At 67.7% G+C, this 24,594-nt stretch carries 19 protein-coding genes; 12 read left to right on the top strand and 7 right to left on the bottom strand.

All coding sequences use genetic code 11. From position 1 onward, the window contains the following. The first annotated feature begins 63 nt into the window (after positions 1 to 63). The 4 genes from ACPCXD_RS15700 to ACPCXD_RS15685 are packed head-to-tail and all read left to right on the top strand — an operon-like array spanning position 64 to position 3,603. Positions 64 to 921: an IclR family transcriptional regulator gene (locus ACPCXD_RS15700; RefSeq protein ID WP_160874742.1), complete on the top strand. Its 858-nt coding sequence runs from the start codon at positions 64 to 66 to the stop codon at positions 919 to 921. A gap of 58 nt (positions 922 to 979) precedes the next feature. Continuing rightward, positions 980 to 2,050, top strand: a complete 1,071-nt coding sequence (locus tag ACPCXD_RS15695) for a cupin domain-containing protein (RefSeq protein ID WP_016695624.1) — start codon at positions 980 to 982, stop codon at positions 2,048 to 2,050. A gap of 5 nt (positions 2,051 to 2,055) precedes the next feature. Further along, a complete protein-coding gene (locus ACPCXD_RS15690; RefSeq protein WP_016695623.1) occupies positions 2,056 to 2,877 on the top strand; it encodes a fumarylacetoacetate hydrolase family protein in 822 nt (273 codons plus the stop codon). Positions 2,878 to 2,889: 12 nt separating this feature from the next. Next, positions 2,890 to 3,603 carry a maleylpyruvate isomerase family mycothiol-dependent enzyme gene (locus ACPCXD_RS15685; protein ID WP_160874738.1) on the top strand — a complete coding sequence of 238 codons (714 nt, stop codon included), beginning with the start codon at positions 2,890 to 2,892 and terminating at the stop codon, positions 3,601 to 3,603. An 83-nt stretch (positions 3,604 to 3,686) separates the two neighbouring features. On the opposite strand, the gene ACPCXD_RS15680 is transcribed toward ACPCXD_RS15685, so the two are convergent. The 3 genes from ACPCXD_RS15680 to ACPCXD_RS15670 all read right to left on the bottom strand — a co-directional run bounded on the left by ACPCXD_RS15680 (position 3,687) and on the right by ACPCXD_RS15670 (position 7,081). Beyond that, positions 3,687 to 4,073, bottom strand: coding sequence for an excalibur calcium-binding domain-containing protein (locus ACPCXD_RS15680; RefSeq protein WP_016694206.1), 387 nt, complete (start codon positions 4,071 to 4,073; stop codon positions 3,687 to 3,689). A gap of 244 nt (positions 4,074 to 4,317) precedes the next feature. After that, the gene (locus tag ACPCXD_RS15675; protein WP_423660240.1) at positions 4,318 to 6,201 is read right to left on the bottom strand and encodes a ketoacyl-ACP synthase III; all 1,884 of its coding nucleotides are present in this window, start codon (positions 6,199 to 6,201) and stop codon (positions 4,318 to 4,320) included. A gap of 46 nt (positions 6,202 to 6,247) precedes the next feature. After that, positions 6,248 to 7,081 (bottom strand): 3-oxoacyl-ACP reductase family protein, encoded by an 834-nt coding sequence (locus tag ACPCXD_RS15670; protein WP_106200346.1) that lies wholly within the window; start codon positions 7,079 to 7,081, stop codon positions 6,248 to 6,250. Between the two features lie 674 nt (positions 7,082 to 7,755). Here ACPCXD_RS15670 and ACPCXD_RS15665 point away from each other — a divergent pair. Next, on the top strand, positions 7,756 to 8,535 hold the full coding sequence (locus tag ACPCXD_RS15665; RefSeq protein WP_229567611.1) for an alpha/beta fold hydrolase: 780 nt from the start codon (positions 7,756 to 7,758) through the stop codon (positions 8,533 to 8,535). A gap of 97 nt (positions 8,536 to 8,632) precedes the next feature. Further along, the gene (locus tag ACPCXD_RS15660) at positions 8,633 to 8,794 is read left to right on the top strand and encodes a hypothetical protein (protein ID WP_189637380.1); all 162 of its coding nucleotides are present in this window, start codon (positions 8,633 to 8,635) and stop codon (positions 8,792 to 8,794) included. Positions 8,795 to 8,999: 205 nt separating this feature from the next. On the opposite strand, the gene ACPCXD_RS15655 is transcribed toward ACPCXD_RS15660, so the two are convergent. Next, positions 9,000 to 14,477 carry an ATP-binding protein gene (locus ACPCXD_RS15655; protein WP_423660403.1) on the bottom strand — a complete coding sequence of 1,826 codons (5,478 nt, stop codon included), beginning with the start codon at positions 14,475 to 14,477 and terminating at the stop codon, positions 9,000 to 9,002. Positions 14,478 to 15,268: 791 nt separating this feature from the next. On the opposite strand from ACPCXD_RS15655, the gene ACPCXD_RS15650 reads away from it, so the two are divergent. The 5 genes from ACPCXD_RS15650 (at position 15,269) to ACPCXD_RS15630 (ending at position 19,415) form a co-directional block, all read left to right on the top strand. Further along, positions 15,269 to 16,471: a hypothetical protein gene (locus ACPCXD_RS15650; RefSeq protein ID WP_106200339.1), complete on the top strand. Its 1,203-nt coding sequence runs from the start codon at positions 15,269 to 15,271 to the stop codon at positions 16,469 to 16,471. 167 nt (positions 16,472 to 16,638) lie between these two features. Beyond that, positions 16,639 to 17,082: a hypothetical protein gene (locus tag ACPCXD_RS15645; protein ID WP_225623746.1), complete on the top strand. Its 444-nt coding sequence runs from the start codon at positions 16,639 to 16,641 to the stop codon at positions 17,080 to 17,082. A gap of 95 nt (positions 17,083 to 17,177) precedes the next feature. Next, positions 17,178 to 18,035: a ParA family protein gene (locus ACPCXD_RS15640; protein ID WP_059382904.1), complete on the top strand. Its 858-nt coding sequence runs from the start codon at positions 17,178 to 17,180 to the stop codon at positions 18,033 to 18,035. After that, the gene (locus ACPCXD_RS15635) at positions 18,032 to 18,544 is read left to right on the top strand and encodes a hypothetical protein (protein WP_106200338.1); all 513 of its coding nucleotides are present in this window, start codon (positions 18,032 to 18,034) and stop codon (positions 18,542 to 18,544) included. Before ACPCXD_RS15640 ends, ACPCXD_RS15635 begins: the two co-directional genes overlap by 4 nt. Before the next feature lie 145 nt (positions 18,545 to 18,689). Beyond that, a complete protein-coding gene (locus ACPCXD_RS15630; RefSeq protein WP_230825567.1) occupies positions 18,690 to 19,415 on the top strand; it encodes a hypothetical protein in 726 nt (241 codons plus the stop codon). A gap of 51 nt (positions 19,416 to 19,466) precedes the next feature. Here the strand turns inward: ACPCXD_RS15630 and fadD1 are convergent, their stop codons facing one another. Genes fadD1 through ACPCXD_RS15615 form a run of 3 tightly spaced genes read right to left on the bottom strand, consistent with a single transcriptional unit; the run spans position 19,467 to position 23,322 of the window. Beyond that, complete coding sequence (gene fadD1 / locus ACPCXD_RS15625) at positions 19,467 to 21,035, bottom strand: fatty-acid--CoA ligase FadD1 (RefSeq protein ID WP_423660238.1); 1,569 nt, start codon at positions 21,033 to 21,035, stop codon at positions 19,467 to 19,469. Positions 21,036 to 21,088: 53 nt separating this feature from the next. After that, entirely contained in the window at positions 21,089 to 21,988 is a 900-nt protein-coding gene (locus ACPCXD_RS15620) for an alpha/beta hydrolase (protein ID WP_423660236.1), read from the bottom strand. Beyond that, the gene (locus ACPCXD_RS15615; protein WP_160874718.1) at positions 21,970 to 23,322 is read right to left on the bottom strand and encodes an NAD(P)-binding domain-containing protein; all 1,353 of its coding nucleotides are present in this window, start codon (positions 23,320 to 23,322) and stop codon (positions 21,970 to 21,972) included. Before ACPCXD_RS15615 ends, ACPCXD_RS15620 begins: the two co-directional genes overlap by 19 nt. A gap of 266 nt (positions 23,323 to 23,588) precedes the next feature. Here ACPCXD_RS15615 and ACPCXD_RS15610 point away from each other — a divergent pair. Next, positions 23,589 to 24,594, top strand: a 1,006-nt coding sequence (locus tag ACPCXD_RS15610; RefSeq protein ID WP_423660235.1) for a cbb3-type cytochrome c oxidase subunit I, incomplete at its 3' end; no start/stop codon positions are given.

The raw sequence follows: 24,594 nt of genomic DNA, 5'->3' as shown, positions 1-24,594 counted from the left end.
GTTCTCCAGATGCATTCTTCAACGGTGGGCGCGCGCCGCCCGGCGATGCAATAAAGTTCTGCTATGCAGAATAAGCCGATGGGCACGATCCGCAAGCCGACCTACATGCTCGAGTCGGTCGACAACGCGTTGCGGCTGCTGCAGTTGCTCCGCGATGCGGGTGCGATCCGGCTCAAGGACGCGGCCGCAGAACTCGGCACGGCGCCGTCCACCGCGCACCGTCTGCTGGCGATGCTCGTCTATCGCGGCTTCGCCGTGCAGGACGAGAAACGGATGTACCACCCGGGGCCGGCGCTCGGCGTCGGCCCGGCCAGTCAGGGGTGGACGCGGGACTTCACCGACCTCTGTCGCCCGCACATGGAAGCTCTCGCCACGCTCGCCGACGAGACCGTCAACCTCGTGATCCGGGTGGGCTCGCAGGCGCGTTTCCTGTGGACGGCGGAGGCGGCATCGATCCTGCGTGTGGGCGATCGCCGAGGTCAGGTGCTCCCCGCCGAGCTCACCGCGGGCGGACGGATCCTGCTCGCCGAGCTTCCCCGTGCGGTGCTCGAACAGCTCTATCTGCGACCCGCGGACGAGCCCCACATCAGTCAGGGGCCGAGCCCCGCCTACGCGACCGACCGTCGGATGGCCATCGGGGAGTTCGAGGAGTTCGCGCACGAACTCGAGGCGGCACGCAAGCTGGGTTTCGCGGTCAACGTCGAGCAGACGGAGGAGGGTGTCGCGGCGATCGGGGTGGCGATCCGCAACGGCCGGGGCACTGCGATCGGTGCCCTGACGGTAGCCGTGCCGGTCACCCGCTACCGGCAGCATCTGCGCGGAAGGCTGGTCGCGCAGATGCAGGCGGCGGTGCGGGGCATCGAGGTCGACGTCGCCGATATCGCCGGTCCGGACGTCCCGAATTCCACTGTGCAGAAATAGATGGATTCCCCGGTTCCGGCGCCCCTAGTTTGGAGACAACGCCGGACAAGGAGATTTCATGACTGCCACCGAGCCTGTCGATCCCGAGCTCCAGAAGCTGTACGACGACTTCGAGACCGAACACCTCAACCCGTTGTGGACCCAGATCGGCGACCTGATGCCGATGGTCCCGACGTCCAAGGCCGTCCCCTTCGTCTGGAAGTGGTCGACGCTGTACCCGCTGGCCCAGCGCGCCGGAGATCTCGTGCCGGTCGGCCGCGGCGGTGAGCGTCGCGCCATCGCGCTCGCGAACCCGGGTCTCGGTGGCGTCCCGTACGTCACCCCCACGCTGTGGGCGGCGATCCAGTACCTCGGCCCGAAGGAAACCGCTCCCGAGCACCGGCACTCCCAGAACGCCTTCCGCTTCGTCGTCGAGGGTGAGGGCGTGTGGACCGTGGTCAACGGAGACCCGGTTGCCATGCGCCGCGGCGACTTCCTGCTCACCCCGGGCTGGAACTTCCACGGTCACCACAACGAGACCGATCGGCCGATGGCGTGGATCGACGGCCTCGACATCCCGTTCGTGCACTACACCGACACCGGGTTCTTCGAGTTCGGCTCCGACGGTGTCACCGACGAGGGCACCCCGGACATCTCCCGGTCCGAGCGACTGTGGGTCCACCCCGGTCTGCGCCCGCTCGTGGGTCTCGACCGCAAGACCAGCTCGCCGATCGCGTGCTACCGCTGGGAGCACACCGACCGCGCGCTGAACGAGCAGCTCGCCCTCGAGGACGAGGGTTACGCCGCCACCCCGGAACCCGGCCACGCCGCAGTCCGCTACACCAACCCCACCACCGGCGGCGACGTCATGCCGACGATCCGCGCCGAGTTCCACCGACTGCGCGCCGGCGCGCACACCCGCGCCCGCCGCGACGTCGGATCCGTGGTCTTCCAGGTCTTCGACGGTGAGGGCCGCTTCCATCTCGCAGACAAGAGTCACGACGTCACCAAGGGCGACATGATCGTCGTCCCGTCCTGGGTCGAGTGGTCGCTCGAGACCGACAAGGGTGTCGATCTCTTCGCCTTCTCCGACGCGCCGATCGTCGAACGTCTGCACTTCAACCGCACCATCATCTCCGAAGGAGCCTGAACCCCATGCGTCTCGCCACCCTCCGCCTCGACGGCGGCACCGCCGCCGTCCGCGTCGACAGCGACTCCAGCGCCACCGTCATCGACGGCTACGCCGACCTGTCCGCACTGCTCGCCGATCAGAACTGGAAGTCGGTCGCCGAGCAGGCATCCGGAAAGACCGTCGACCTCGGCTCCGCCGACTACGCCCCGGTCGTCCCCGCCCCGGGCAAGATCGTGTGCGTCGGCCTGAACTACGCGACCCACATCAAGGAGATGGGCCGCGACCTGCCGGAGTACCCGACCCTGTTCTCGAAGTTCAAGGAAGCCCTCACCGGCCCCTACGACGACGTGGTCGTTCCCGCCTACGCAGGTTCGCAGCTCGACTGGGAAGCCGAGCTCGCCGTGGTCATCGGCAAGCAGGCCTACCAGGTCTCCGAGGCCGACGCCGCCGAGTACATCGCCGGCTACTCCGTGATCAACGACTACACGATGCGCGACTACCAGTACCGCACGCTGCAGTGGGATCAGGGCAAGACCTTCGAGAAGACCAGCGGTTTCGGTCCCTTCCTCGACACCGACTACCAGCTCGGCACCGCCATCGAGACCCGCCTCGAGGGTGAGGTCATGCAGTCGTCGAACACCAACGACCTGGTCTTCACCCCGGCCAAGCTCGTCGACTACATCTCGCACATCGTGACCCTGCAGCCCGGCGACGTCATCATCACCGGCACCACCGGCGGTGTCGGCCACGCCCGCAAGCCCGCGCGGTACATCGGCAACGGCGAGGTCTGCGAGGTCACCATCGAGGGCCTCGGCACCGTCCGGAACAAGACGATCATCAAGTAGGAGAAGCCGACCGTGGGATTCAACGATCTCGACCTGTCCGAGCGACTCCTCATCGCCCGCCGGGGCACGGCGTACCTGTCGCAGCGCCTGGCCGAGCTGACCGACGACGAACTCGACGGTCCCACCCTGCTCGAGGGGTGGACGCGCCGGCATCTCGTCGCGCACATCGGCTACAACGCGGCAGCGCTGTGCCGGCTCATGGACTGGGCGGCGACCGGTGTCGAGACACCGATGTACTCCTCCACCGAGCAGCGGGCACAGGAGATCGCCGAGGGCGCGACCCTGAATCCCGCCGCTCTGCGGAACCTGTTCTCGCACACCGTCGCCCGTCTCGACGAGAAGTGGCGGCACCTGCCGGAGACCGCGTGGCAGGCGCAGGTGCGCACCGCACAGGGCCGGCTCGTGCCGGCCGAGGAGACCGCCTGGATGCGCACGCGCGAAGTGTGGATCCACGCCGTCGATCTCGACAACGGTGGACGCTTCGGCGACTTCCCGCCCGTCGTCCTCGACTCGCTGCTCGACGACATCGTCGGAATGTGGCGCAAGAAGGACCTCGGTGCGGGCATCGCGCTCGAGGTCGAGGGACGCGACGCGGTCCGGGTGAACGGCGACGCCGAGACCACCCACACCGTCCGAGGCGATCTCGCCGGTGTCGTCCGCTGGGCGGCCGGTCGCGGAGCCGTCGGCGTCGCCGGCGGAGAACTCACGCCGCCGCGGTGGCTCTGAGGTTCCTGCACGTACGAACGGGCGAAGGCCCTTCCGTCCCCTGGAGGATGGAAGGGCCTTCGCCCGTTCATCGGACGGACCGATCAGCGCGGATCGCGCTCGCAACCGATCCCGTCGTTGTCGCGGTCGAGACGCGGAGCGTATCCGGGGTCGTTGCGGTGGACCGGAGCAGCGCCCGCGTTCCATGCCTCGGTGCAGTTCTTGAACCCGCCGCTCGGTGCGGACGGAGCCGGACGGGGAGCCGGGGGAGCCGGTGCGACCTGCGGAGCCGCCTGAGGTGCAGGCGCGGCCGGGGGAGCCGGAACAGGCGCCGGCGGCGGAGCGAACGGATTGAACGATCCGCTCGGAACGAGATCGGCGATGCCCTTCGGGAGCAGGTCCACGAGAGGGAAGGCGCTGGCGGTCGAGGGTGCGGCGACCGTCAGAGCCACACACCCCAGCGTCGCAGCGACGATGCGGCGGAACTTCATGCGCGAGGCCTTTCTGTACTTCGTCCGGATCCGATTTGCCGGATCCGAACGAAATGTCGGCCTGGATGTCGCGGATGTTACGTCGCCAGGTCGCAGACGACGATCGGCCCGCTCGCGACCGGATGTCGCGAACGGGCCGATGTACTCCGGGCCTGCCGGGGGACGGCCCGGATGCCTGTCGTACGCCGGGATCAGCCGGCGTCGGTCCATCTGCCGGCTCAGCCGGCGGTCGTCATCTGCCGGCTCAGCCGGCGGCGGTCTCCTCGAACGGCACGACCACCTTCGGGTCGACCCGCATGACGGTGTACCCCGCCACCGCTCCGGCGCCGAAGCCGGGAGCGAAGATACGCACCGGTTCGGTGATGACCCCGTCGCGGACGGCGTCGTGGATCGCGAGCGGGATGCTCGCCGACGACGTGTTGCCGACCTTCTCGATGTTGAAGTACAACCGGTCGGCCGAGAGTCCGGCGTTCGCGGCGAGCTCGATGACCATCGTCTTGTTCGCCTGGTGGGGAACGATGAGATCGATGTCGTCGAGCAGCGAACGTTCGGCATCGTCGGGGGACGGGAGCGCCTTGATCTCGTCGAGCATCTGAGTCAGGTAGCGACCGGCGAGCGTCTTCACCTCGGGTCCGTAGACCGTGATGAAGTTGTCGAAGTCCGGATTCGGCCAGATGATCGAGTTGACCTCGCTCGTCGGGCCGCTCGCGTAGCTGTTGAAGAACTCGAGATCGGGAGCCTCGCCCTCGGCGGCCGGCGAGATCACCATCGCCGCGGCGCCGTCACCGAAGATCATCCGGGACGGCCGGACGGTGCCGATCTTGTCCGAGAACTTCTCGACGCACACCACGAGGACGGGACGCTTGACCTGCTGCAGGATGCGGGTCGCCTCGGCCAGGCCGTAGGGCATTCCCGCGCACGCCGCGATCAGGTCGAACGAGGCGTGGGTCTGCCCGATGCCCAGTTCGCCCGAGATCCACGTGGCCAGCGACGGGATCAGCCGGCCGCTCGTGCACGTGCAGGTGATGACCGCACCGATGTCCTGCGGGCCGACACCGGCGTGGGCGATCGCCTGCTTCGCCGCCGTCAGGGCCAGGTCCTCGAAGGTTCCCGAGGTGTACCGGCGCTGCTCGATCCCGGTCTTGGCCGTGATCTCGTCGGCCGACATGGGCGACCAGTTGTAGGCGGTGTTGCGGATCAGGTCCTCGTTGGTGCACACCTGGTCGCCATGGGCGACGGCGATCGCATCGATGCGCGGTGCGATCGCGAACTCCGAACGCACGTCGACGGCCGGGTACGGCGCAGACGGGGCGACCGGTTCGTGCCGCGTGTACGAGGTGGCCTTGCGGGTCTTCCCCGACATGGCCCGGTTGATGAACCGCTGGACCTCCCGATTGCGCGGGTGGGAGACCACGACGTAGTCGTCGTCCTTCAGGTCTGCGACCCGGACGAGTTCGAGTTCGCTTCCCTCCCAGGGCTGCTGGTTGTGCAAAACCATCGACCAGCGGCTCAGGGCCTCGAGCTCGGCGACGTCCTCGTGGCAATCGAGGATCTCGTCGTATCCGAAGACGGGGTGGTTCGGATCGTAGTGGCGGACGCGCAGAGTGATGTTCTCAGGGTCGGAGATCAACTGCGTCACAGTCGGTTTGACCGAGGGTAGGTCGCCGGCGAAGTGGCGACGCGAACCGAACACCGCGAAGAGCCGATCGAAGATGCGGTCCTCGGCGGCACTGTCCCAGGCGCGGGGGAGACCGCGGTAGGCCTGCTCGACGGCACCCAACCGCTCCTCGGCCTCGGGCCAGGGAGTCAGGCGGGGCATGTAGACGTCGTCGCGGTTGCGGGGCACGTCGCCCCAGCGGGTGACGCGCCGCTCGAACATCATGAGGGTGAAACGGTCGGCCCAGAAGACATTGAGGGCCATGTCCCGCATGATCTCGAACTTTGAACCGTACTTGCCCAGTTCGTGCCGGGAGAGGATCTCCGAGACCGTGGGTGCCTTGGTGTCGAAGTCGCGGCGGATGACGGCGTCGAGGTGGTCGACGCTGCTCAGCGTGGAGAAGTCGAGTTCGGGAATGAAATTGGAGGGGAAGACTATTCGGCCGTGCCGATTGAGCTCGAATGGCTGCATGTGCGAGGGGACCGTTCGATGAGAAGTAGTGGGTGGGGAGGCCGGATCACATGTCCAGGCCGCCGTTGACGCCCCACACCTGACCGGTGATGTACGAGGAGGCGTCTGCGGCGAGGAAATGCACGACCCGGGCGATCTCCTGCGGGTCGGCGAGGCGCTTCACGGGGATGGTGTCGGTGATGCGCGCGAGAACCTTCTCGGGGATGGCCTCGACCATCTCGGTGGCGACGAAGCCCGGGGTGACGGTGTTGACGGTGACGCCGATGCTGTTCGGGTCCAGCTTGTCGTTCTTGGCCAGGTAGAAGGCCGCTTCCTTGGCGAGGGTCTTGGTGAGACCGAACAGGCCGGCCTTCGATGCCGCGTAGTTGGCCTGACCGATGTTGCCGGTCTCGCCGATGACGGAGGAGACGTTGACGATGCGTCCGGTGCCACGCTCGAGCATGTGCCGCAGTGCGGCCTGTGCCAGGTAGAACGCGCCCGAGAGGTTCACGCCGATGACGGTGTCCCAGTCCTCGTCCTGCATCTTCAGCACCGTGCGGTCGATGGTGATGCCGGCGTTGTTGATCAGGATGTCGAGACGGCCGTGCGTTTCGATGACCTCGTCGATGGTGCGTCGGCAGTCGTCGGCGTTCGCGACGTCGCCGCGGTGCACCGAGTAGCGGACGTCCTTGCGACCGGTCTCGTTCAGGTCTGCGAGGAACTGATCCGCCTGGGCGGTGTTGCGTCCGTAGCCTGCGGCGACGGTGGCGCCCTGGCTCGCCAGGCTGCGGCTGATCGCCGCACCGATGCCTCGCGTGCCGCCGGTGACGAAGGCGACGCGTCCGCGGAGCTTGTTTCCGCCGGCAGCGATCTGAGAGCTGGGTTCGATGGTGCTGGTCATGCTGATCTCCTCGCTGTGCGAGGGGGCGAAGGGCGCGGCTGGTCGCCGACGTCGCGCAAACGCCCCCTGCGCGTTGATATTCCCTGTGGAGAAGCACGTTTCGAATCCCCCTGACTCGAACGCGTGTCCCCTGAAACGAGCCGCCATCGGCTCGTAACTCCCTGCGGCGACAATCATGCAACACCTCGATCATGTTGTCACCAGAAACAATTCGGACTCCGAAAACGCACCGATTTGTCCGATTGGGTCGAGAACATATGCACTGCAACAGTATTCGTCCGAAAAAAGTGGTTACCGCGCGGTACGAACATGCTGAATGTTCGCACCCGCCATGGACATACAACCTGCACGAATTCGAGTGTTCCAAAATGGCACAACGTACTACCGGCAAGTCAGGTACGACTGTGTGCACATGGCGTGAACGCGAGGATGTCCAATGAAGTATCCGGAATATGTTGCAGGAGAAGGTATTCGAAGACTGCTCGCGTGCGGGGAATGTAGTCGGGCGCTTCTCGGTGTGCTACGCACTCCGTGCCGCCGGAGTTCAACCGGGGTGAGTCTCCGTGTATTCCCCGAGTGAAAACGCGCCACACCTCATATCGGTGTGATTCTCGACACTAAGGTAGGGAATTGTGTCGAAGACCAGCTCTACGCGGCGGTGAGAGGATGGCCCCGTGAGCAGCACTCGTCTTGTAGAAACACCGGTGGCCCATCTCGAGGTACGTGTCGACGGGGAAGGGCCGGCAGTCGTCCTGCTTCCCTCCCTCGGACGCGACTCCTACGAATTCGATCCGATCGCGAGCGACCTCGCGGCAGCGGGATTCACCGTCCTCCGCCCGCAACCCCGAGGTATCGGCAGCAGCCGCGGACCCATGACCGGCCTCGATCTGCACGACCTCGCGGGCGACGTCGCCGCCGTCATCGAGTATTTCGACGCAGCACCCGCTGTGGTGGCCGGGCACGCATTCGGGCACTACGTGGCCCGGGTGCTCGCCGCCGACCGGCCCGAACTCGTCCGGGGAGTCGCCGTGCTCGCCGCCGGCGCCCGCCGGTTCCCGGCCTCGCTGACCGAGCGTGTCGCCAAGTGCTCCGACCTGTCGCTTCCCGACGACGAACGGCTCGTGCACCTGCGCGACGTCTTCTTCGCCGAAGGACACGATCCTGCGGTGTGGCTCGACGGGTGGTGGCCCGACGCGATCGTCTCGCAGCGGGCGGCGATGGCAGCGACCGACAAGGAATCGTGGTGGACGGTGGCACCGTCACCTCTACTCGACGTACAGGCGGGAGAGGACGTCTTCCGGCCCGCGGAGACCCGAGGTGAGCTCGTCGACGAGTTCGGGAGCGAACTCGTCTCCACGGCCGTCGTGCCGGGGTGTGGGCACGCCCTCGTCCCGGAGGCTCCTCACGAGGTGGCCCGGATCCTGGCCGACTGGATCCGTACGCGTCTCGGATGAAGATTTCGTCATCCTCGGCTCATCGGCTCCTCATCGTCGTGCGCCAGAGTTACCGGTGACCAGGACGAGCACCGAGTCGAGGAGAACGATCATGGCGATGAGCCGCACCGCATGGGCCGTGACCGCTGTAGCGGTCGCGACGACGGCCGGCGGCCCCGACGGAAGCATTCGTGCGGACGTCGGCCCGGACAGGGACGCGGGGCCGGGAGACGGGCCCACCGACATCCCGTACATCGATGTCACGACGTGCGACGCGTGATTCGAGGACTGGGACGACACAGTGCCGGACCACGTCGAGGACTTCTGCGACGAGCGGGACGACCGCTGCGACGATGTGCACGACGACGACCACGACGCCCGGGACGACGACCACGACGACTGGGACGACCGACCGGCACGACGGCCCTACGACGACGAGACCCCACCGGAAGTGTTCCGGTGGGGTCTCGTTCTACCTGCGTGTGTTACGCGAGCGTGCGTGCCATGCCGCGTTCGACGGCCGCGATGATCTGCGGCCGCAGCTCGACCGCCGGCACGATCGCGTCGACCGAGCCGACCTGCTGTGCGCGCTGGATGTTGTGGATCGCCTCGAATTCGGCCGCCACCTCACCGAGCTTCTCCGACCGCACGGCGGTGCGCAGAGCGGTGAGCTCGACGCCCAGACGCGCCTTGTCGCCGTCCTCCGCGGCCCGCAGCTGGGCCTCGAGTTCCACGACCCGCGGATCGCTCGCAGTGCGCTTGTTGACGTCGCGGGTGAAGACCACCGCGGCCGCCGGAGCGCCACCGAGCACCGAGGCGAACGAACCCTCCACGGCGAGGACTTCCATGTTCTCGTTCAACGCGCCCGAGAACACCACGAAGGCACCACCGTGGTAGCGGGAGACCACGACGAACACGATCGGACCGTCGAAGTTGACGATGGCCCGGCCGATCTCGGCGCCGTACTCGAGCTGCAGGTTGCGCAGCGACTCGGGGGAGCCGTCGAAGCCCGACAGGTTGGCGAGCACCACGAGCGGGCGGTTGCCGCTCGCCGCATTGATCGCCCGCGCCGTCTTCTTCGACGACTTCGGGAACAGCGTGCCCGAGGTCCACTGGTCCGGTCCGTCGGCCGGGAACCAGCCCTTGCGCGGGATCGCGCGGGACTCGATGCCGATGACCGTCACCGGGTTTCCACCCAGGTGCGCGTCGAACACGACCGAGGTGTCGGCGTCGGCCATGTCGGCCCACCGTTCGAGCACCGCGTGGTCCTGGTCGACCACCGAACGCATCACCGTGCGGATGTCGAACGGCTTCTTGCGATCCGGGTTGGTCTCGGACGAGAAGATGTCGCCCACGGTGGTGAAGTCGCTGGACGGATGCACGTGCGGGTACACGCACACGTTGCGGTCGACCGGGTCGGAGGACACGGCCTTGCGCGGGAAGCGCTCGCCCGGCGCGACGTAGGCGTGGGCGTAGTGCGCGAACAGCGTCTCGATGGCGGCACTGAGGTTCGGAGCCCAGTACTGCGCCTGGCCGTTGGGGCCCATGACGCGGTCGTAGCCGCCGATGCCGAAGTTGTCCTCGGCGGAGACGCCACCCGAGTAGTCGAGCGACTGCTTGCCGGTGAGCACCATCGCGCTGTCCGGGGTCATCACGAGGATGCCCTTGGTGTGCATGAGCATCGTCGCCTCGGCGTTCCAGTACGGCTGCGCGCCGACGTTGATGCCGGTGACCACGACGTTGATCTCGCCGCCGTTCTGCGTGAACGTGATGATGCGACGCAGGCCGCGCGACACCCAGTCCATGTTCTCGGTACCCGAGCCCATGGAGATCGTCGCGCCGGACGACAGTGCGAACCACTCGACGGGAGCGTTCAGGCTCTCCGCCAGGTCGATCGCGGCGACCACGCGGGAGCACTCGGCCTCCGCGACGGTGCCCAGCGCCTTGGTGGGATCACCGAACAGCGCGACGCGCTTCATGCCCTCGGGGTACCGCGGGGTCGGGGTGTCGACGACACCGACGATCAGACCCGCAGTGTTGCGGCCGTAGGGGCGGTCGACGGGCACGAGGGTGCCCTGCTCGTCGAAGTCGTACTCGACGAAGGTGCCCTCGCCGCCGGTGAGCAGCGGGATCAGCTCGTACGGGTAGACGGTGCCGCGGGCACGGGACCGCTGGACCTTCTGGGTGTACTCGTCGAGCGGCTTCAGCGGCTCCTTCGGCGGCTCGGTGACCCGCACGATGACGCCCGCACCGGAGCGGTACGAGAAGCGCAGGGCGACCTCGCGTGCCGGCTCGTCCTGGCGATCACGCCACGACCCGATGACGGTGATCTCCTCGAGGCCGGCACCCACGGTCAGCGGCGCGGCGTTGCGGCCGATGCGACGCAGATCCTCCATGTCGAGATCGACGGCGGGCCACACGTAGAGCACCACGCGGTTCGCGTCGAGACGTCGCCCGCCGCGGTTGGCCTGGGCGCGTCGCATGCCGTCGAGCGAGCTCGCGAGAGCGCGTTCGAAGGCCGGCAGTCCGACGATGCGGCCGGACTCGTCGCGCTGCGGCGTCAGGTCGCGCACCTCGGCGAGGGCGATGAACCGCTCGTCGGACGGATTGTCCTGCGACACCAGGTGATACAGGTAGGTGTCCGGGTTGGCGGGCAGGCGGGTGCCGTCGAAGTTCTTCAGGCGCCACAGATCCAGACGCTGACCCGTGAGCGGGTGGATGTCGCGGATGTTGGTCTCCTCCGCGTATCCGGTCTCGTAGGGGCGGAAGGTGAACACGTGCTCTTCGGCCGTGTCGGTGTGGCAGACCGTCACGGTCACGCGACGGGCCGCGCCGGTCACCGGGCGTGCGGCGAGTTCGGCGCGCAGTGCGTCGGCCTGGGCGTCGGCATCGGCCGGAGCGTCGTCCCACGCGAGATACAGGTCGATCACCAGGTTCTTCGTGTCGGGAACCGATGCCGCCGACTCCTCGACGGCGGCGAGCAGCGAGGCGAACTCGGCGTGCGGTGCCTCCGCGGAGATCAGGTACAGGCGGGTGCCGCGCAGATCGAAGTTGCCGGTGACGAACTGGTGCCCGGCGACCGTGCACGAGCAGACGTCCTCGAGGGTGCGGATCTTGTACGCCCGTCGGGTGATGACCTCGAGCAACGGACCCGGAACGGTCTCGGGACGCGTGATCTGCTGTGCGAGAAGGTCGATCAGCGGCTCGGGCGTGGCGACCAGCGAATCGATGCGCTGCGCGTAGTCCGTCGCCTGCGGATGCTCGGCGAGGTACGCGAGCGAACCGCGGACCCCGTCGTAGACCTGCTCGCGGGCCTTGCGGATCACCGGCTCCTCGAAGTACCGGTACCGCAGGTTGCGGGCGGTGTCACCGATGACCGGGAAGCGGACCTGGGTCGCGACGATCAGCCGGTCGAGGACCTCGTTGAGCTCGTGGGAGATCCCCACCTCGGTGTCGTCGCGCTCGACCCAGCGGTCGAGCAGCGAGGTGACCACGGGGACGTGGGCCTCGATGCGCTCGAGCGCGAGGAACAACCGGTAGACGGCCTCCTCGAGCTCCGGGGTGCGATCGAGTTCGAGGACGTCGTAGTGCCGCAGGGCGCGGGCGAGACGTGCGCGGAAGCTGTCGGGCAGACCCCCGACCTCGACGTCGAGCGACTGCAGGTAGCCGTGGAAGAACTCGCGGGGGCTATGGACCCGGTCGTCGCTGTTCTTCTCCTCCTCGGTCGGACGGTTGCGCGACAGTTCGCACACGTCCGCGAAGGTCGTCAGCAGCGCGAGCTCGGCGCGGACGAGCGCGCACGAGTCGACGGAGCCGGACAGACGCTCGTATTCGGCGAGCAGGGCCGCGGTGCGCTTGGCGGACACGTCGTATCCGGTGACCAGAGCGGCGAGCGAGTCGAGACGGGCGAGAGCGTCGGCCGCGACGTCGTCGCTGACCGAGGGTGCCGGTGCGGCGAACTCCACACGCTCGACGGTCTCGGTGACGACCTCCTCGACGATCTGGTCGACCCGCAGGAGCGGGGCGCCCGCGTCGACCTGCGCATTGACGACGGCGAGGATCTCGCGGACCTTGCCGGCGAAGGGAGCGCGGACCGCGGTCTCCATCTTCATCGACTCGAGCACGACGAGCGTCTGGCCGGCCTCGACCTCGTCACCCACGGCGACAGGAACCGCGACGACCACGGCCGGGGCAGGGGTGCGCACCACGCCGGCCTCGTCCTGGCTGATCTGGTGGCTGATGCCGTCGACCTCGACGAGGAAGTGGGCGGGACCGGCGATCGAGACCACGTTGTGGCGGTGTCCGCCGAGGGTCAGGCGCGACTCGTAGTCGCCCAGCCGCTCGACGTCGACGTCGAACTCGGCAGAACCGGTGTCGACACGGTAGCGGTGCGGGCCGACCTGGCCGACGACGAGTTCGTAGGCCTGGCCCTGGTAGCTCAGCTCGATCTTGCGTCCGACGGCGTGTCCGGCACGCGGGCGACCGCCGCGGGCCGAGGCGAGGAAGGCGGAGCGCTCGCGGGCCTCGTCGGTGTCGTAGACGTCGACGGCCGTCGCGATCAGAGCGACGTCGGCGACCTTGGACGGACCGGTCTCGGTGCCGGCACCGGTGCGGTCGAGCCAGCCGGTGTCGGCGGAGGCATCGATGACCTCGGAACGATCGAGCAGATCGAGCAGGAACGACTTGGTGGTCGTGCCGCCGTCGAGGACGACGGTGGTCTCGCGCAGAGCGGTGCGCAGGCGGGCGAGTGCCTCGTCGCGGTCGCGGCCCCACGCGATGATCTTGGCGACCATCGAGTCGTAGTCGGGCGGGATGACGTCGCCCTGGGCGATGCCGGTATCGACGCGCAGGCCGGACCCGAGCGGGAACTTGAGCAACTGCACGGTGCCGGGAGCGGGTGCGAAGCCGTTGGCAGCGTCCTCGGCGTTCAGACGGGCTTCGACGGCGTGCCCGAACTCGCCGGGGCACTCGCCGGGCAGCTTCTCGCCGGAGGCGACGAGGATCTGCAGCTTGACGAGGTCGATGCCGGTCGTGGCCTCGGTGATGGGGTGCTCGACCTGGAGGCGGGTGTTGACCTCGAGGAAGGTGAAGATCTTCAGGTCGGGCTGGTAGAGGTACTCGACGGTGCCGGCACCGGCGTATCCGGCCGCGCGGACGAGATCCGCGGAGACCGCGCGCAGGTGGTCCGACTGCCCCTTGGTGAGCAGGGGAGAGGCCGACTCCTCGATGACCTTCTGGTTCTTGCGCTGGATCGAGCAGTCGCGCACCCCCGGGGCCCACACGTTGCCGTGCTTGTCGGCGATGACCTGGACCTCGACGTGGCGCGCGTCGGTGACGAGACGCTCGATGAACACGACGGGGTCACCGAAGGAACGCTCGGCCTCACCCTGGGTGCGTTCGAGGGCGAGTTCGAGCTCGTCCTCCGCATAGACCTTGCGGATGCCGCGGCCGCCGCCGCCGGAGCGGGCCTTGATGATCAGCGGATAGCCGATGGCCTGCGCGTGGCGGCGGGCGTCGGCGCGGGACTCGACCGGTCCCCCGGACCACGGTGCGACGGGAACGCCGACCTTCTCGGCGAGGATCTTCGCCTCGACCTTGTCGCCGAGCAGACGCATGGCGTCGGCCGAGGGGCCGATGAAGGTGATGCCGAGGCGGGCGCAGAGCTCGGCGAAGGCAGGGTCCTCGGCGACGAAGCCCCAGCCGACCCAGACGGCGTCGGCTTTCGCCTCGAGCAGAGCGCGCTCGAGTTCGGCGTGATCGAGGTAGGGGGTCGCCGCCGTGGTCGACGGGCGGAGGGTCACTCCTTCGTCGGCCTGACGGACGAACATCGCCCGTCGTTCGGCGTCGGTGTGCAGAGCGATCGTCCTGATGTCGTAGCCGTGCTCGGAGTTGAGCTCCCGGACTGCCCGGATGAGGCGTACGGCCGCCTCACCGCGATTGACCACTGCGATCCGCTTGAACATACTCGTTGCCACCGTTCTCCATGGTTTGTGCACGCATCGGGCGCGCGTCTCGAAGCTCCACCCCAATGAGGAGGACAAACTAACCGGTCCTACGTTCCACGTCTCGTGTTGGCGGCGCGAGCGGGAACATGTAGCGGTCGGCTCCTCGTGGTTGGCATGGGCATGCGTGTTCGTCGTCGATCCACCGGGCAACATCCGCGGTGTCCGAAGGACCGTTTCGAACAGATCTCCGCAGCTACGGCCGTCGGTTGCGACGGTCACGTCCCCCTGGGCGAAGGCTCCGTTCGGATAACAGCATGGAGGAAACATGAGGGTTTGTCACGTTTTGCTCCCGTCCGGGCCGATCGGCGGTCTTCTCGCGGTCGAGTTCTCTCACAGGTATTCGCGCGCAGGGGCTTTCGCTCGGAGGTAGGCGCCGGGACGGGGGTCTGCGGTTTCGCTTGCCGCCGGTACTGTGGAGTAACACCGATCGGTAACTTTCCGGGGCCTCCGCCGCCCGCCTCGGGCGACCCCTCGTTCCTGCTGGTACGCACCGGTTTTCGCGCACCCGGAATCGGGCATGATCCGGGATCGGACAAATCGCTCCGGCCCGCCTCGAAAATGCTGTGACATCCGTCACGAGGTGCGAAAAGGCGAAGGTCTCAACCGAACCGGAGCGCGGCCGTCGACGTGTCGGATCGTGACCTTCGAGCGCCCGGGATCGGGGCGTTACCGGGCATTTCTCCGAGCTCGCGCGGAATCTGGAACAGTGGACAGTACATGCCTGCGGACGAGCCGCGAGGAGGATCCCCGTGTCCGAAGCCGATCGACCCCACCTCCCGGGGCGCGACGACGCGCCCAGCCGGGACATCCCGTCGGTGGACCGGCGGACACGCATCGCCGGGCAGGTCCGCCGGTGGTGCGAGACCGGCAGCATCGAGGGCAGGCACGCTCCGCTGTCGGATGCCGCGGCGGTCGCACTGGCCGCCGGCTACCTCGACGAATCGGCACGTGCGGTGCTGGCGAACCGCCGGCGCGTCGGGCGCCGGCTGCCCACCCTCGACGGATTCGGTGAGCTGCGCCGCCTGTCCGACGAGCACGCCCGCCTCCGCGCACGCATCGACGGCCTGCGCCCCGGCGCTGCGCGACTCGCACTCGAATACCGGGCCAACGAGCTCGGCAAACGCATCCGGGCGGCGCGGCAGACCGTCGTGCACTCGCCGCTGCACTACGCCCAGGGCGTCCGCGCCGTGCGCCGCGACCGGCGCGACGGCCTGCATCTCGAGATCGAACAACGCGAGGCGCTGTTCGCCGCACTGCAACGCACCCCGGCACCCCTGCCCGTCACGCCCGTCGAGCAGGCCCGGGGAGTGGTGCTCGGTGTCGCCGTCGACCGCGTGGGTCGCTGGTCCGAACGCACCCCGCTGGCCGAGACGGGGCGTCGCGTCGCCGAGCGGCTCGGACGCGAGGTGCCCTCCGGTGACGACGGCTTCGTCGACCGCTACGACACCCTGCTCTTCCTTGCCGGTTCCCTGTACGACCGCATCGAGGCGTCGGCGGCGTGGCGTTCGGAGTACTTCGAAGTTCAGCGAGCCCAGCTCGACCTCGCCGAGGAACTCACCCAGATCGCGGTGGACACCGTCGCCCTGCGGGACCTGCTCGACGAGTTGCAGTCCGCGATCCGATCGGCACCCGAGGCGCGGTCCGGTCTCGAATCCCGTGTGGCAGCGCTCGAACCGGTATGGGATCAGATCCTTGCGCGCGTCACCGCGCTCGCGCGCATCGGCGACCTGCTCACGCGGGCGGAGGACCATCTGCATCTCACACACATCGCGCAGCGGACCGCGAGTCTCGACCAGCGGATCGACGATCTGATCGGCAGGTCGGGCGCGCGCGAGTTGTCTGCCGAGAACACCGATTTCGTCGGCGACCAGCTCGGCGCTGCAGCCGAACCGATGGTCGCGCTCCGCAGTGCTCTGTGGACGGACATCGCCGAGCTCACCGCAAAGGAGTAACTCGGAGTTACTGTCATCTGTCACATCGATTCGGCTGCGCTTCGGGTCGTATCCCCGAACTCGTGGAAAGTGACCGTCTTCACTGGTGCATTTGTCCGAACCGGTGGTAGCTTCCTCGCGTCCTATCGGGGGTCGATACACAGGGGGGCGCGGTGGCGTCGCGGTTCGTGCGTACGGGTTTTGCGCTGGCTGTCGCTGCGGCGCTGGGGGTCTCGGGTTGTTCGGGGGCGACGAGCGTGTCCGTCGTCGACGACCCGCAGCTCGAGGCCGAGTTCGAATCGGTGCTCGTCTCCGGACAGTCCCGCACGCTCGGGGAGGTCGCGGCCGCAGCGGGTGTCGAGTCGTGGGACCGGATGTACTACTTCCGCGTCCCGGTGCTGATGAGCGAACTCAACCGTGTGATGCACACCCCCGGAGTCACCTGGCGGAACATGCCGGGATCCGATGCCGAAGGGCTCATCGTCTTCGTCTCGGAGGGGCAGATCGTGCGCGCGGTCGCCGACCGCGAGCCGCCGCTGTACCTGAGCGGTTTCGCGACCTCCGATTCGTACGTCACGCCCGACGAACTTGCCGGCATGCCCCGTCTCGCGGTCGAGTCGAGGGGCCGCTGACTCGGCAGCTGCCACCCGGCTGCCTCGTATGTCCGCCTTCGGGTAGTTTTGCTCGCGATATCGAGTAATGAATTTCTTTCCCGAAGAGGTGTGGGGTGGCACGGGTAATCGCGACGATCAACCTGAAAGGTGGCGTCGGCAAGACCACGACGACGGCCGCTCTGGGCGAATTCATGGCGGCGGAGTTCGGGCAGCGGGTGCTCATGATCGATCTCGACCCGCAGACCAACCTCACCACGATGATGGTGGGGGAGGAGCGCTGGCAGGAACTGAACGAACTCGGTCTGACCCTCGCGACGCTCTTCCGTAAGGCGATCACGCCCCACGCCGACGCGTTCGACATCGAGAAGGCCGTCCAGAAGAACGTCTCGCCCGTGCGAGCGGTCCGTGATCTCGACCTGCTCGCGTCGTCGCTGGATCTCATGGACATCCAGGAGGGTCTCACCCACCAGCAGTACGCGGATCCCGGCTCGCACCGTCCCGTCGAGGTACTGCTCTCCGCTGTTCGGCCCATCGCCGACCGGTACGACTACATCCTCGTCGACTGCCCGCCGAATCTCGGGATCCTCACCCTCAACGGGTTGCGTCTCGCCGACGGTTATCTCATCCCGACGATTCCCGACATCCTGTCCACCTACGGGATTCCGCCGCTGCAGACCAAGATCCAGGAATTCGCGAAGCGGACCGGCCACACGGTGCGGGAGATCGGCCTCGTCATCACGAAGTACCGCAGTGCCTCGAATCTGCACCGCACGATCATCGAACAGCTCCAGCGCGATCCCCGGATCGCGAACGTCGTTCCCGCCTGGGTGCCCGAGGCCAATCAGATCGCGGCGTCCGCCGAGTTCGTGCCCTACGGCACGCTCAAGCGCAAGTACGGCAACACCGGTCAGTACGACGCACTGAGAATCCTCACCGAGACGATCATGATGAATGCGCAGGTGTACCTGTGACGAATCCCGGCACCGATACCGACATGGCACAGGCACGTCTACGGGTGCGCATCGGCGAGGCGAGCTCGGCGTTGCTCCGCCTCGACGAGGCGGCCCCCGGTACGGCCGGCGCGCTCGTCGCGCTCGTGCAGGTGATCGCCGACGAGGCGGCACGCACGCCGCGCTTCGCGAAGGCGCTCGCGGGAGCGCTGTCGGTGACCGCGGACCCGAGCGTTCCGGCCCCTGCGCCCGCCCCTGCTGCGCGGCCCGCCGCGGCCCGAACCTCGCCACGTCGTAGCCGTCGCGCACCCGGGGCCTTCGACCCGTTCGCGGTGTACCGCGAGAGCGGGGAGGCGACTCTGCGGGAGAGGCTGGCGTCCCTCGGGGTCGAACAGCTCAAGGACATCATCGCCGAGCACGCGATGGATTACGACAAACTCGCGATGCGCTGGCGTACCCCCTCCAAGCTGCAGGACCGCATCGTCGAACGGGTCAAGGCGCTCACCACGAAGGGTGATGCTTTCCGGTGATCGGTCACAGTCGGTTCTTCTTCTGCTCGTAGCAACGTATGGTCGCAGCAGACCTCCGGTCTCGACGAGACCGCGCAGGACGTGGGCACATCGAGCGTCGATCCCGAGTCACCGCTCGGTGTGCGCACCGAGAAGAGGAGTCGATATGGGGGACATCGTTCGACAGGGGGCCGTGGCCTTCGTGGCCGAGGTTCTGGCGCGCGGCGGCCGGGCCGAGCCGATCCCGGGACAGCGGGACGTCCGAGTACGCGGTGCGGACGGATCGGAACGTGTGGTGAGGGTGTGCTCGACGGCGAGCGATCCGTGGCTCGCGCGACGCCGCGACGGGATTCCCGCCGCCGACGGTGGAGGCGTGTCGCACTGGGTGTTCGTCGATCTCGCACCCGAGGTACCGGCGTTCTACGTCGTGGACGCGGACGATATCGAGGGAGGGATCGAGGAGGAGGTCGCGCTCTGGCTCGCCGACCGCCCCGGCCGCACCCCGACCGGCAGTCATCCCATCCAGCGCAGCAATGTCGTTCACGGTCAGGATAATTGGGATCTTCTCGGTCTCGATGTCGTCAAGGATCCTCGGCACGACACAACGCCGGTGCCGGCAGCGGCCGTCCGCGTCGAACGTCCGGCCGCACCGGCGGTGACCGATCCCGAGACCGACGACGAACGGCTCGCGGTGGTCGCCGACATCGGGGGTTACCGCGTGCAGGGGCGCCTCGATCAGGCCTCCGGGACGCTCGAGATCACCCGGGGACCGATGGAGGGCCGCCGCTTCCCGGACGCCGCGGCAGCCGCACAGGCGCTCGCCACCTTCTTCGACGACCCCGAGACCGTTCCCGACGCCGATGCCTTCTGGCGGAGCGAGATCCTCAGGTGAGAACGCATGCCCGATAGCGACTTCGGCGAGAACTGAGGCAGCCGAGCAGCGTCAGGCCACGACGTACTTCTCGTTCTCGCGGACCCACAGCACGCCGTCGCCTGCTGTGGGTCCTTCCTTCTCGAGCGCGCGCTTGAGGATCTTGTTGGTGGCCGTGGTGGGCAGATCCGCCGCAATCCGTACGTATCTCGGCCACGCCTTGGGGGAGAGGTCGGCCTGCTCGGAGAGGAAATTCTCGAATTCCTCTGGGACTAGCGATGTCTCGTCGCGCAGCACGATTGCGGTCATGATCTGGTCGCCCACGTGGTCGTCGGGCACACCGTAGACGGCGACGCGGCTCAGCTGCGGCAGTCGTTGCAGGATCCGCTCGATGGGCGCGGCAGCGAGGTTCTCACCGTCCACCCGCATCCAGTCTGCGGTGCGACCGGCGAGGTAGATCCAGCCGTCCGCGTCCTTGTAGGCGAGATCTCCCGACCAGAACATGCCGCCACGAAGACATTCGTTCGTAGCGGCCTCGTCGTTGTAGTAGCCGGTGAAGAATCCGGCGCCCTGCGTGTTCACGAGCTGACCGACGGCCTTGTCGGCGTTGATCAGGGCGCCGTTGTCGTCGAACTCCGCGTGGGCACAGGGGGTGAGGGTCTCCGGATCGTAGACGTCGACCCCCGGCAGTCCTCGACCGATCGATCCGGGTGGGGTGCCTTCGTCGCGGGTGATGATCACCGCGGCCTCGGTCGACCCGAAACCGTCCCAGACGGTGCATTCGAAGCGTCGGCCGAACTCCTCGATGTCGCGGTCGGTGGCCTCGTTGCCGAACGCCACCCGGAGCGGGTTGTCGATGTCGTCGGGTCGTTCGACGGTCGCCAGGATGTACGCGAGAGGCTTGCCGACGTAGTTCATGTAGGTCGCGCCGTAGCGGCGCACGTCGTCGAGGAAGTGCGAGGCGGAGAACGACGCCGGTGCCATCGCTGCACCGCTGCGCAGCGACACGCACCACCCGGCGAGGATCGCGTTGGAGTGGAACAACGGCATCGACAGGTAGACGACGTCGTCGCTCGTGATCGAGAACCGCGGGACGAGGGTGCCGCCCGAGAACAACACCATCATGTGGGCGAGCATCACAGGCTTCGGATCCCCGCTCGTCCCCGAGGTGAAGATCAGCATGAACGGGTCGGTCGGACCGACCTCCCGGTACGGCTCGAGCGGACCGGCCCCGTCGACGAGCGCCCGCCACTCGGGGCTCGCGACGTCGAAGACGGTGACGTCGCCGAGGTCGAGGCCGTCGAGCAGCGGGGCGTGCGCGGCGTCGGTCAGCAGGATCTGGCAGTCCGCCCGCAGGATGTCGCGTGCCAGTCCCTCGCCGCGTCGGGTGTTGTTGATGCCGACGAGCGGGAAGCCCGCGAGCCCGGCCCCGGCGATCGCGTGGAGGAAGGCGGGGGTGTTGCCGAGCAGTGCTCCGACGTGCACCGGCCTGTCGCGGTCCATCAGCGACAGGAGGGCTGCCGCCTGAGCGGACGCCTCCTGCAGGTGCTCACGCCAGGTCCACCTGCCGGTGTCGTGGACGATGGCCGCGGTGTCGTTCTCGAGCAGGTCGCGGAGTGCCTGCTGGACGGTCTCTGCCATGGCTACCTCGGATGTGCGAAGGGAAGGGGTCCGGGAAGGCGGATCCCTCGGGGTTACTGCGCAGCGAGATGTCGGGTCAGGAAGTGGATCTGATGCTCTACCGCCGGGTCGAACCAGTCCTTGCCGGGCCACACGTCGAAGTGGTCGCACGGATAGTGCCGCACCTCGGCGCGAGCGCGGAAAGCCGCGCGCGCCGCGGCGTGCGGGGGAGCGCCGCGATCGAAGTCCGCGATCTGCACGAGGACGGGACATGCGACGGACGACGCGTGTCGCGCGGGACGGTAGGTGCCGAGCGACAGCACGATGTCGGCGTCGATCTCGTTGCGCCAGGTCGGGCCGGCCAGGGAGAGGTAGTCCTCGTGGTAGCCGTCCAGCGACAGGGCGGCGACCGTGCCGGGTGGTCCCACGATCGGGATGGTGGTCGACGAGCGTCGCGCCACCCGGCTGCGGAGCCCCGCCGCCGTCGAACGGGCCAGCGCCGAGGGCGCGTGATGCCGTGCGGCGAGAACCCCCGCGGCCGGTCCGTCGACGAGGGGCGTCACGGACACGACGGCCGCGATGTCCCGGTCCTGGGCCGCGACGGACAGGACGTGGCCGCCCGACAACGACACGCCCCACAGCACAGCGCGACGGGCATCGGCGCCGTCCAGTCGCCGGGCAGTCGCGACGGCTGCGCGGTAGTCGGCGATCTGTCCCGCGACGTCGACGCGCTGACGGTCGGAGCCTCCGGACTCGCCGAATCCTCGGTAGTCGAAGGCGAGCACGTGCATGCCCGCGGCCGCGAGCCGTTCGGCGAACGGGACGAGCCCGGAGTCCTTCGTCCCGCCCAGACCATGGGCCATGACCACGACCGGTGCCCCGTCGGTGCTGTCGAGAACGTCGGAGCCGGGAGTGAAGTGCCAGGCGTGGACCGTCTCACTCTCGGAGGGGAAGGTCAATGAACGCGGGTGCACGAGGCGTCCTCCTTCGATGCCCGGCCGGCGCGGGCGATTCCGGCGGGCATCTCGCGCGTCCGGATGTCGAACTCGTAGGCGAAATAGTCGAGCTGCTGCGTGTGGCGGGGACGATCGAGCAGGTGCCCGGTGAACTTGCGCTGGTCCTCGACGATGACGCGGTGCATCTCGTCCTCGGGCGGAAGTGCGTAGCGGCCGATCGCATAGGCCGCGATCAGTCGCGCCTGGCATTCGACGAACGGGAACAGAGTGGGCGTGGCCTGGGCGAAACCGGCGAACGCGAGATCGGGGATACCCGGCGCGAAGATCCGCTTGTACAGCGCGATGTGGTTGTCGGGAGCGCTGATGAACTCCGGATCGAAGAACGGGAAGGTGATGTTGTAGCCGGTCGCGTAGATGACGACGTCGAACTCCGCTGCGGTTCCGTCCACGAAGTGGACCGTGTGGTCGTCGAACCGTTCGATGTCGGGTTTCGCGACGATGTCGCCCGAGCCGAGGCGCAGCGGCAGTTCGACCGACTGCGTGGGGTGCGCCTCGAAGAACTTGTGGTTCGGAGTGGGCAGCCCGTACCGCTCGGGACGTCCCGACAGCAACGGCTGGCCCCACTGCGCGACCTTCCGTTGCCACGACATCGGTATGTACGGAACGGTGCGGTAGAACTTGTCGGCCGGCCGGCCCGCGATGTACTTCGGGACGATCCACGCACTCGAGCGCGTCGACAGCGTCACCTCGGTCTGCAACGCCTTCGACGACAACTCCACGGCGATGTCGGCCGCGCTGTTGCCGAGCCCCACCACGAGGATGCGCTTGCCCGCGAAATCCATCGGGGTGCGCGGGTCGATGTAGTGGTGGGAGTGCAGCGACTCGCCGGCGAAGTGCCCGGGGAACTCCGGCACGCGGGGATCCCAGTGGTGACCGTTGGCGACGACGAGGAACTCGAACGCGCGCGTGCTGCCGTCCTCGAGGTCGAGCTCCCACCCGCCTTCGGGTCGCCGTCGTGCTTCGCGGACACCGTTGCGGAACTCGATGTTGCCCCGCAGTCCGAAGGCGTCGGTGTAGCCGTCGAGGTACTCCTTGATCTGCGTGTGATGCGGGAAGTCGGGATAGGACTCCGGCATCGGGTAGTCCTTGAACGACAGCTGATGCTTCGACGTGTCGATGTGCAGCGAGCGGTACGCGCTGCTGTGGCCGTTGGGATTGCCGAAGGCCCAGTTGCCGCCCACCCGATCGGAGCTCTCGAAGCAGGTGTAGGGCACCCCGTAGTCGCACAGCATCTTTCCGGCGGTCAACCCGCTGATACCGGCGCCGATGACCGCGGTGGTAGGTGCCGACATGGTGTCCCTTCGACGCGGTGGTGCAGGTGCTCGGAGCGACGACCTGCAGTGACGACGGTCACAATGTAGAACACGTTCTCTTCCGTGTACACGGGACGTTCCGCTCGCCCGTCGTCGCGTCGCAATTCGGTCCGCGAACCCGGTGCGCATATGTGACGGAACGCATACTCTGGGTGCACCTGCAGCATCGCGGGTGGTGATCGTCGCGCGCGCCGGTCCCGTCCGCGCCGCACCGTTGCCGCCGCACGGCGGCTCGAGGAGGCCCGATGAACGCGGTTGTCGCTCCCGTCAAGCCCACGCGGCCGTACCCGCCGCGAGCGCACTCCAAGGGGGCGGTCCTTCACGACCTGATCACCACGACGGACCCGAAGAAGCTCGGACTGATGTACATCTTCACATCGTTCGCGTTCTTCCTGTTCGGTGGTCTGCTCGCCCTGTTGATGCGCGCGGAGCTCGCGGTCCCCGGCCTGCAGTTCCTGTCGAACGAGCAGTACAACCAGCTGTTCACCAACCACGGCGGCATCATGCTGCTGATGTACGCGACGCCGGTCGTCTTCGGTTTCGCGAACTACATCCTGCCGCTGCAGATCGGCGCTCCCGACGTCGCCTTCCCGCGCCTGAACGCCTTCAGCTACTGGCTGTACCTGTTCGGCGCGCTCACCGTGGCATTCGGGTTCATCACTCCCGGTGGTGCCGCGGACTTCGGCTGGACGTCCTACATGCCGCTCGCCGACGAGATCCACTCACCCGGTATCGGCGGCAACCTGTGGTTCCTGGGTCTGGCGGTGATGGGTCTGGGCACCATCCTCGGCGGCGTCAACATGATCACCACCGTGGTCTGTATGCGTGCACCGGGGATGACCATGTTCCGCATGCCCATCTTCACGTGGAACATCTTCATCACGATGATCCTCGTGCTCCTCGTCTTCCCCCTCCTCGCCGCGGCGTTCATGGGGGCTTTCGTCGACCGCGTGATCGGTGGCAACATCTACGACCCCGCCACCGGCGGCGTGCTCCTCTACCAACACTTGTTCTGGTTCTTCGGTCACCCCGAGGTGTACATCATCGCACTGCCGTTCTTCGGCATCGTCTCGGAGATCTTCCCGGTCTTCTCCCGCAAGCCGATCTTCGGATACAGCGGCCTGGTCTACGCGACCATCGCGATCGCGGCGCTGTCCATCGCCGTGTGGGCGCACCACATGTACGCCACCGGCGCGGTGCTGCTGCCGTTCTTCTCGTTCATGACCTTCCTGATCGCCGTCCCGACCGGTG

This window comes from Rhodococcus sp. AB351, assembly GCF_049538275.1.
Classification (GTDB): Bacteria; Actinomycetota; Actinomycetes; order Mycobacteriales; family Mycobacteriaceae; genus Rhodococcus.
This window is presented reverse-complemented; position numbering and strand designations above follow the sequence as displayed.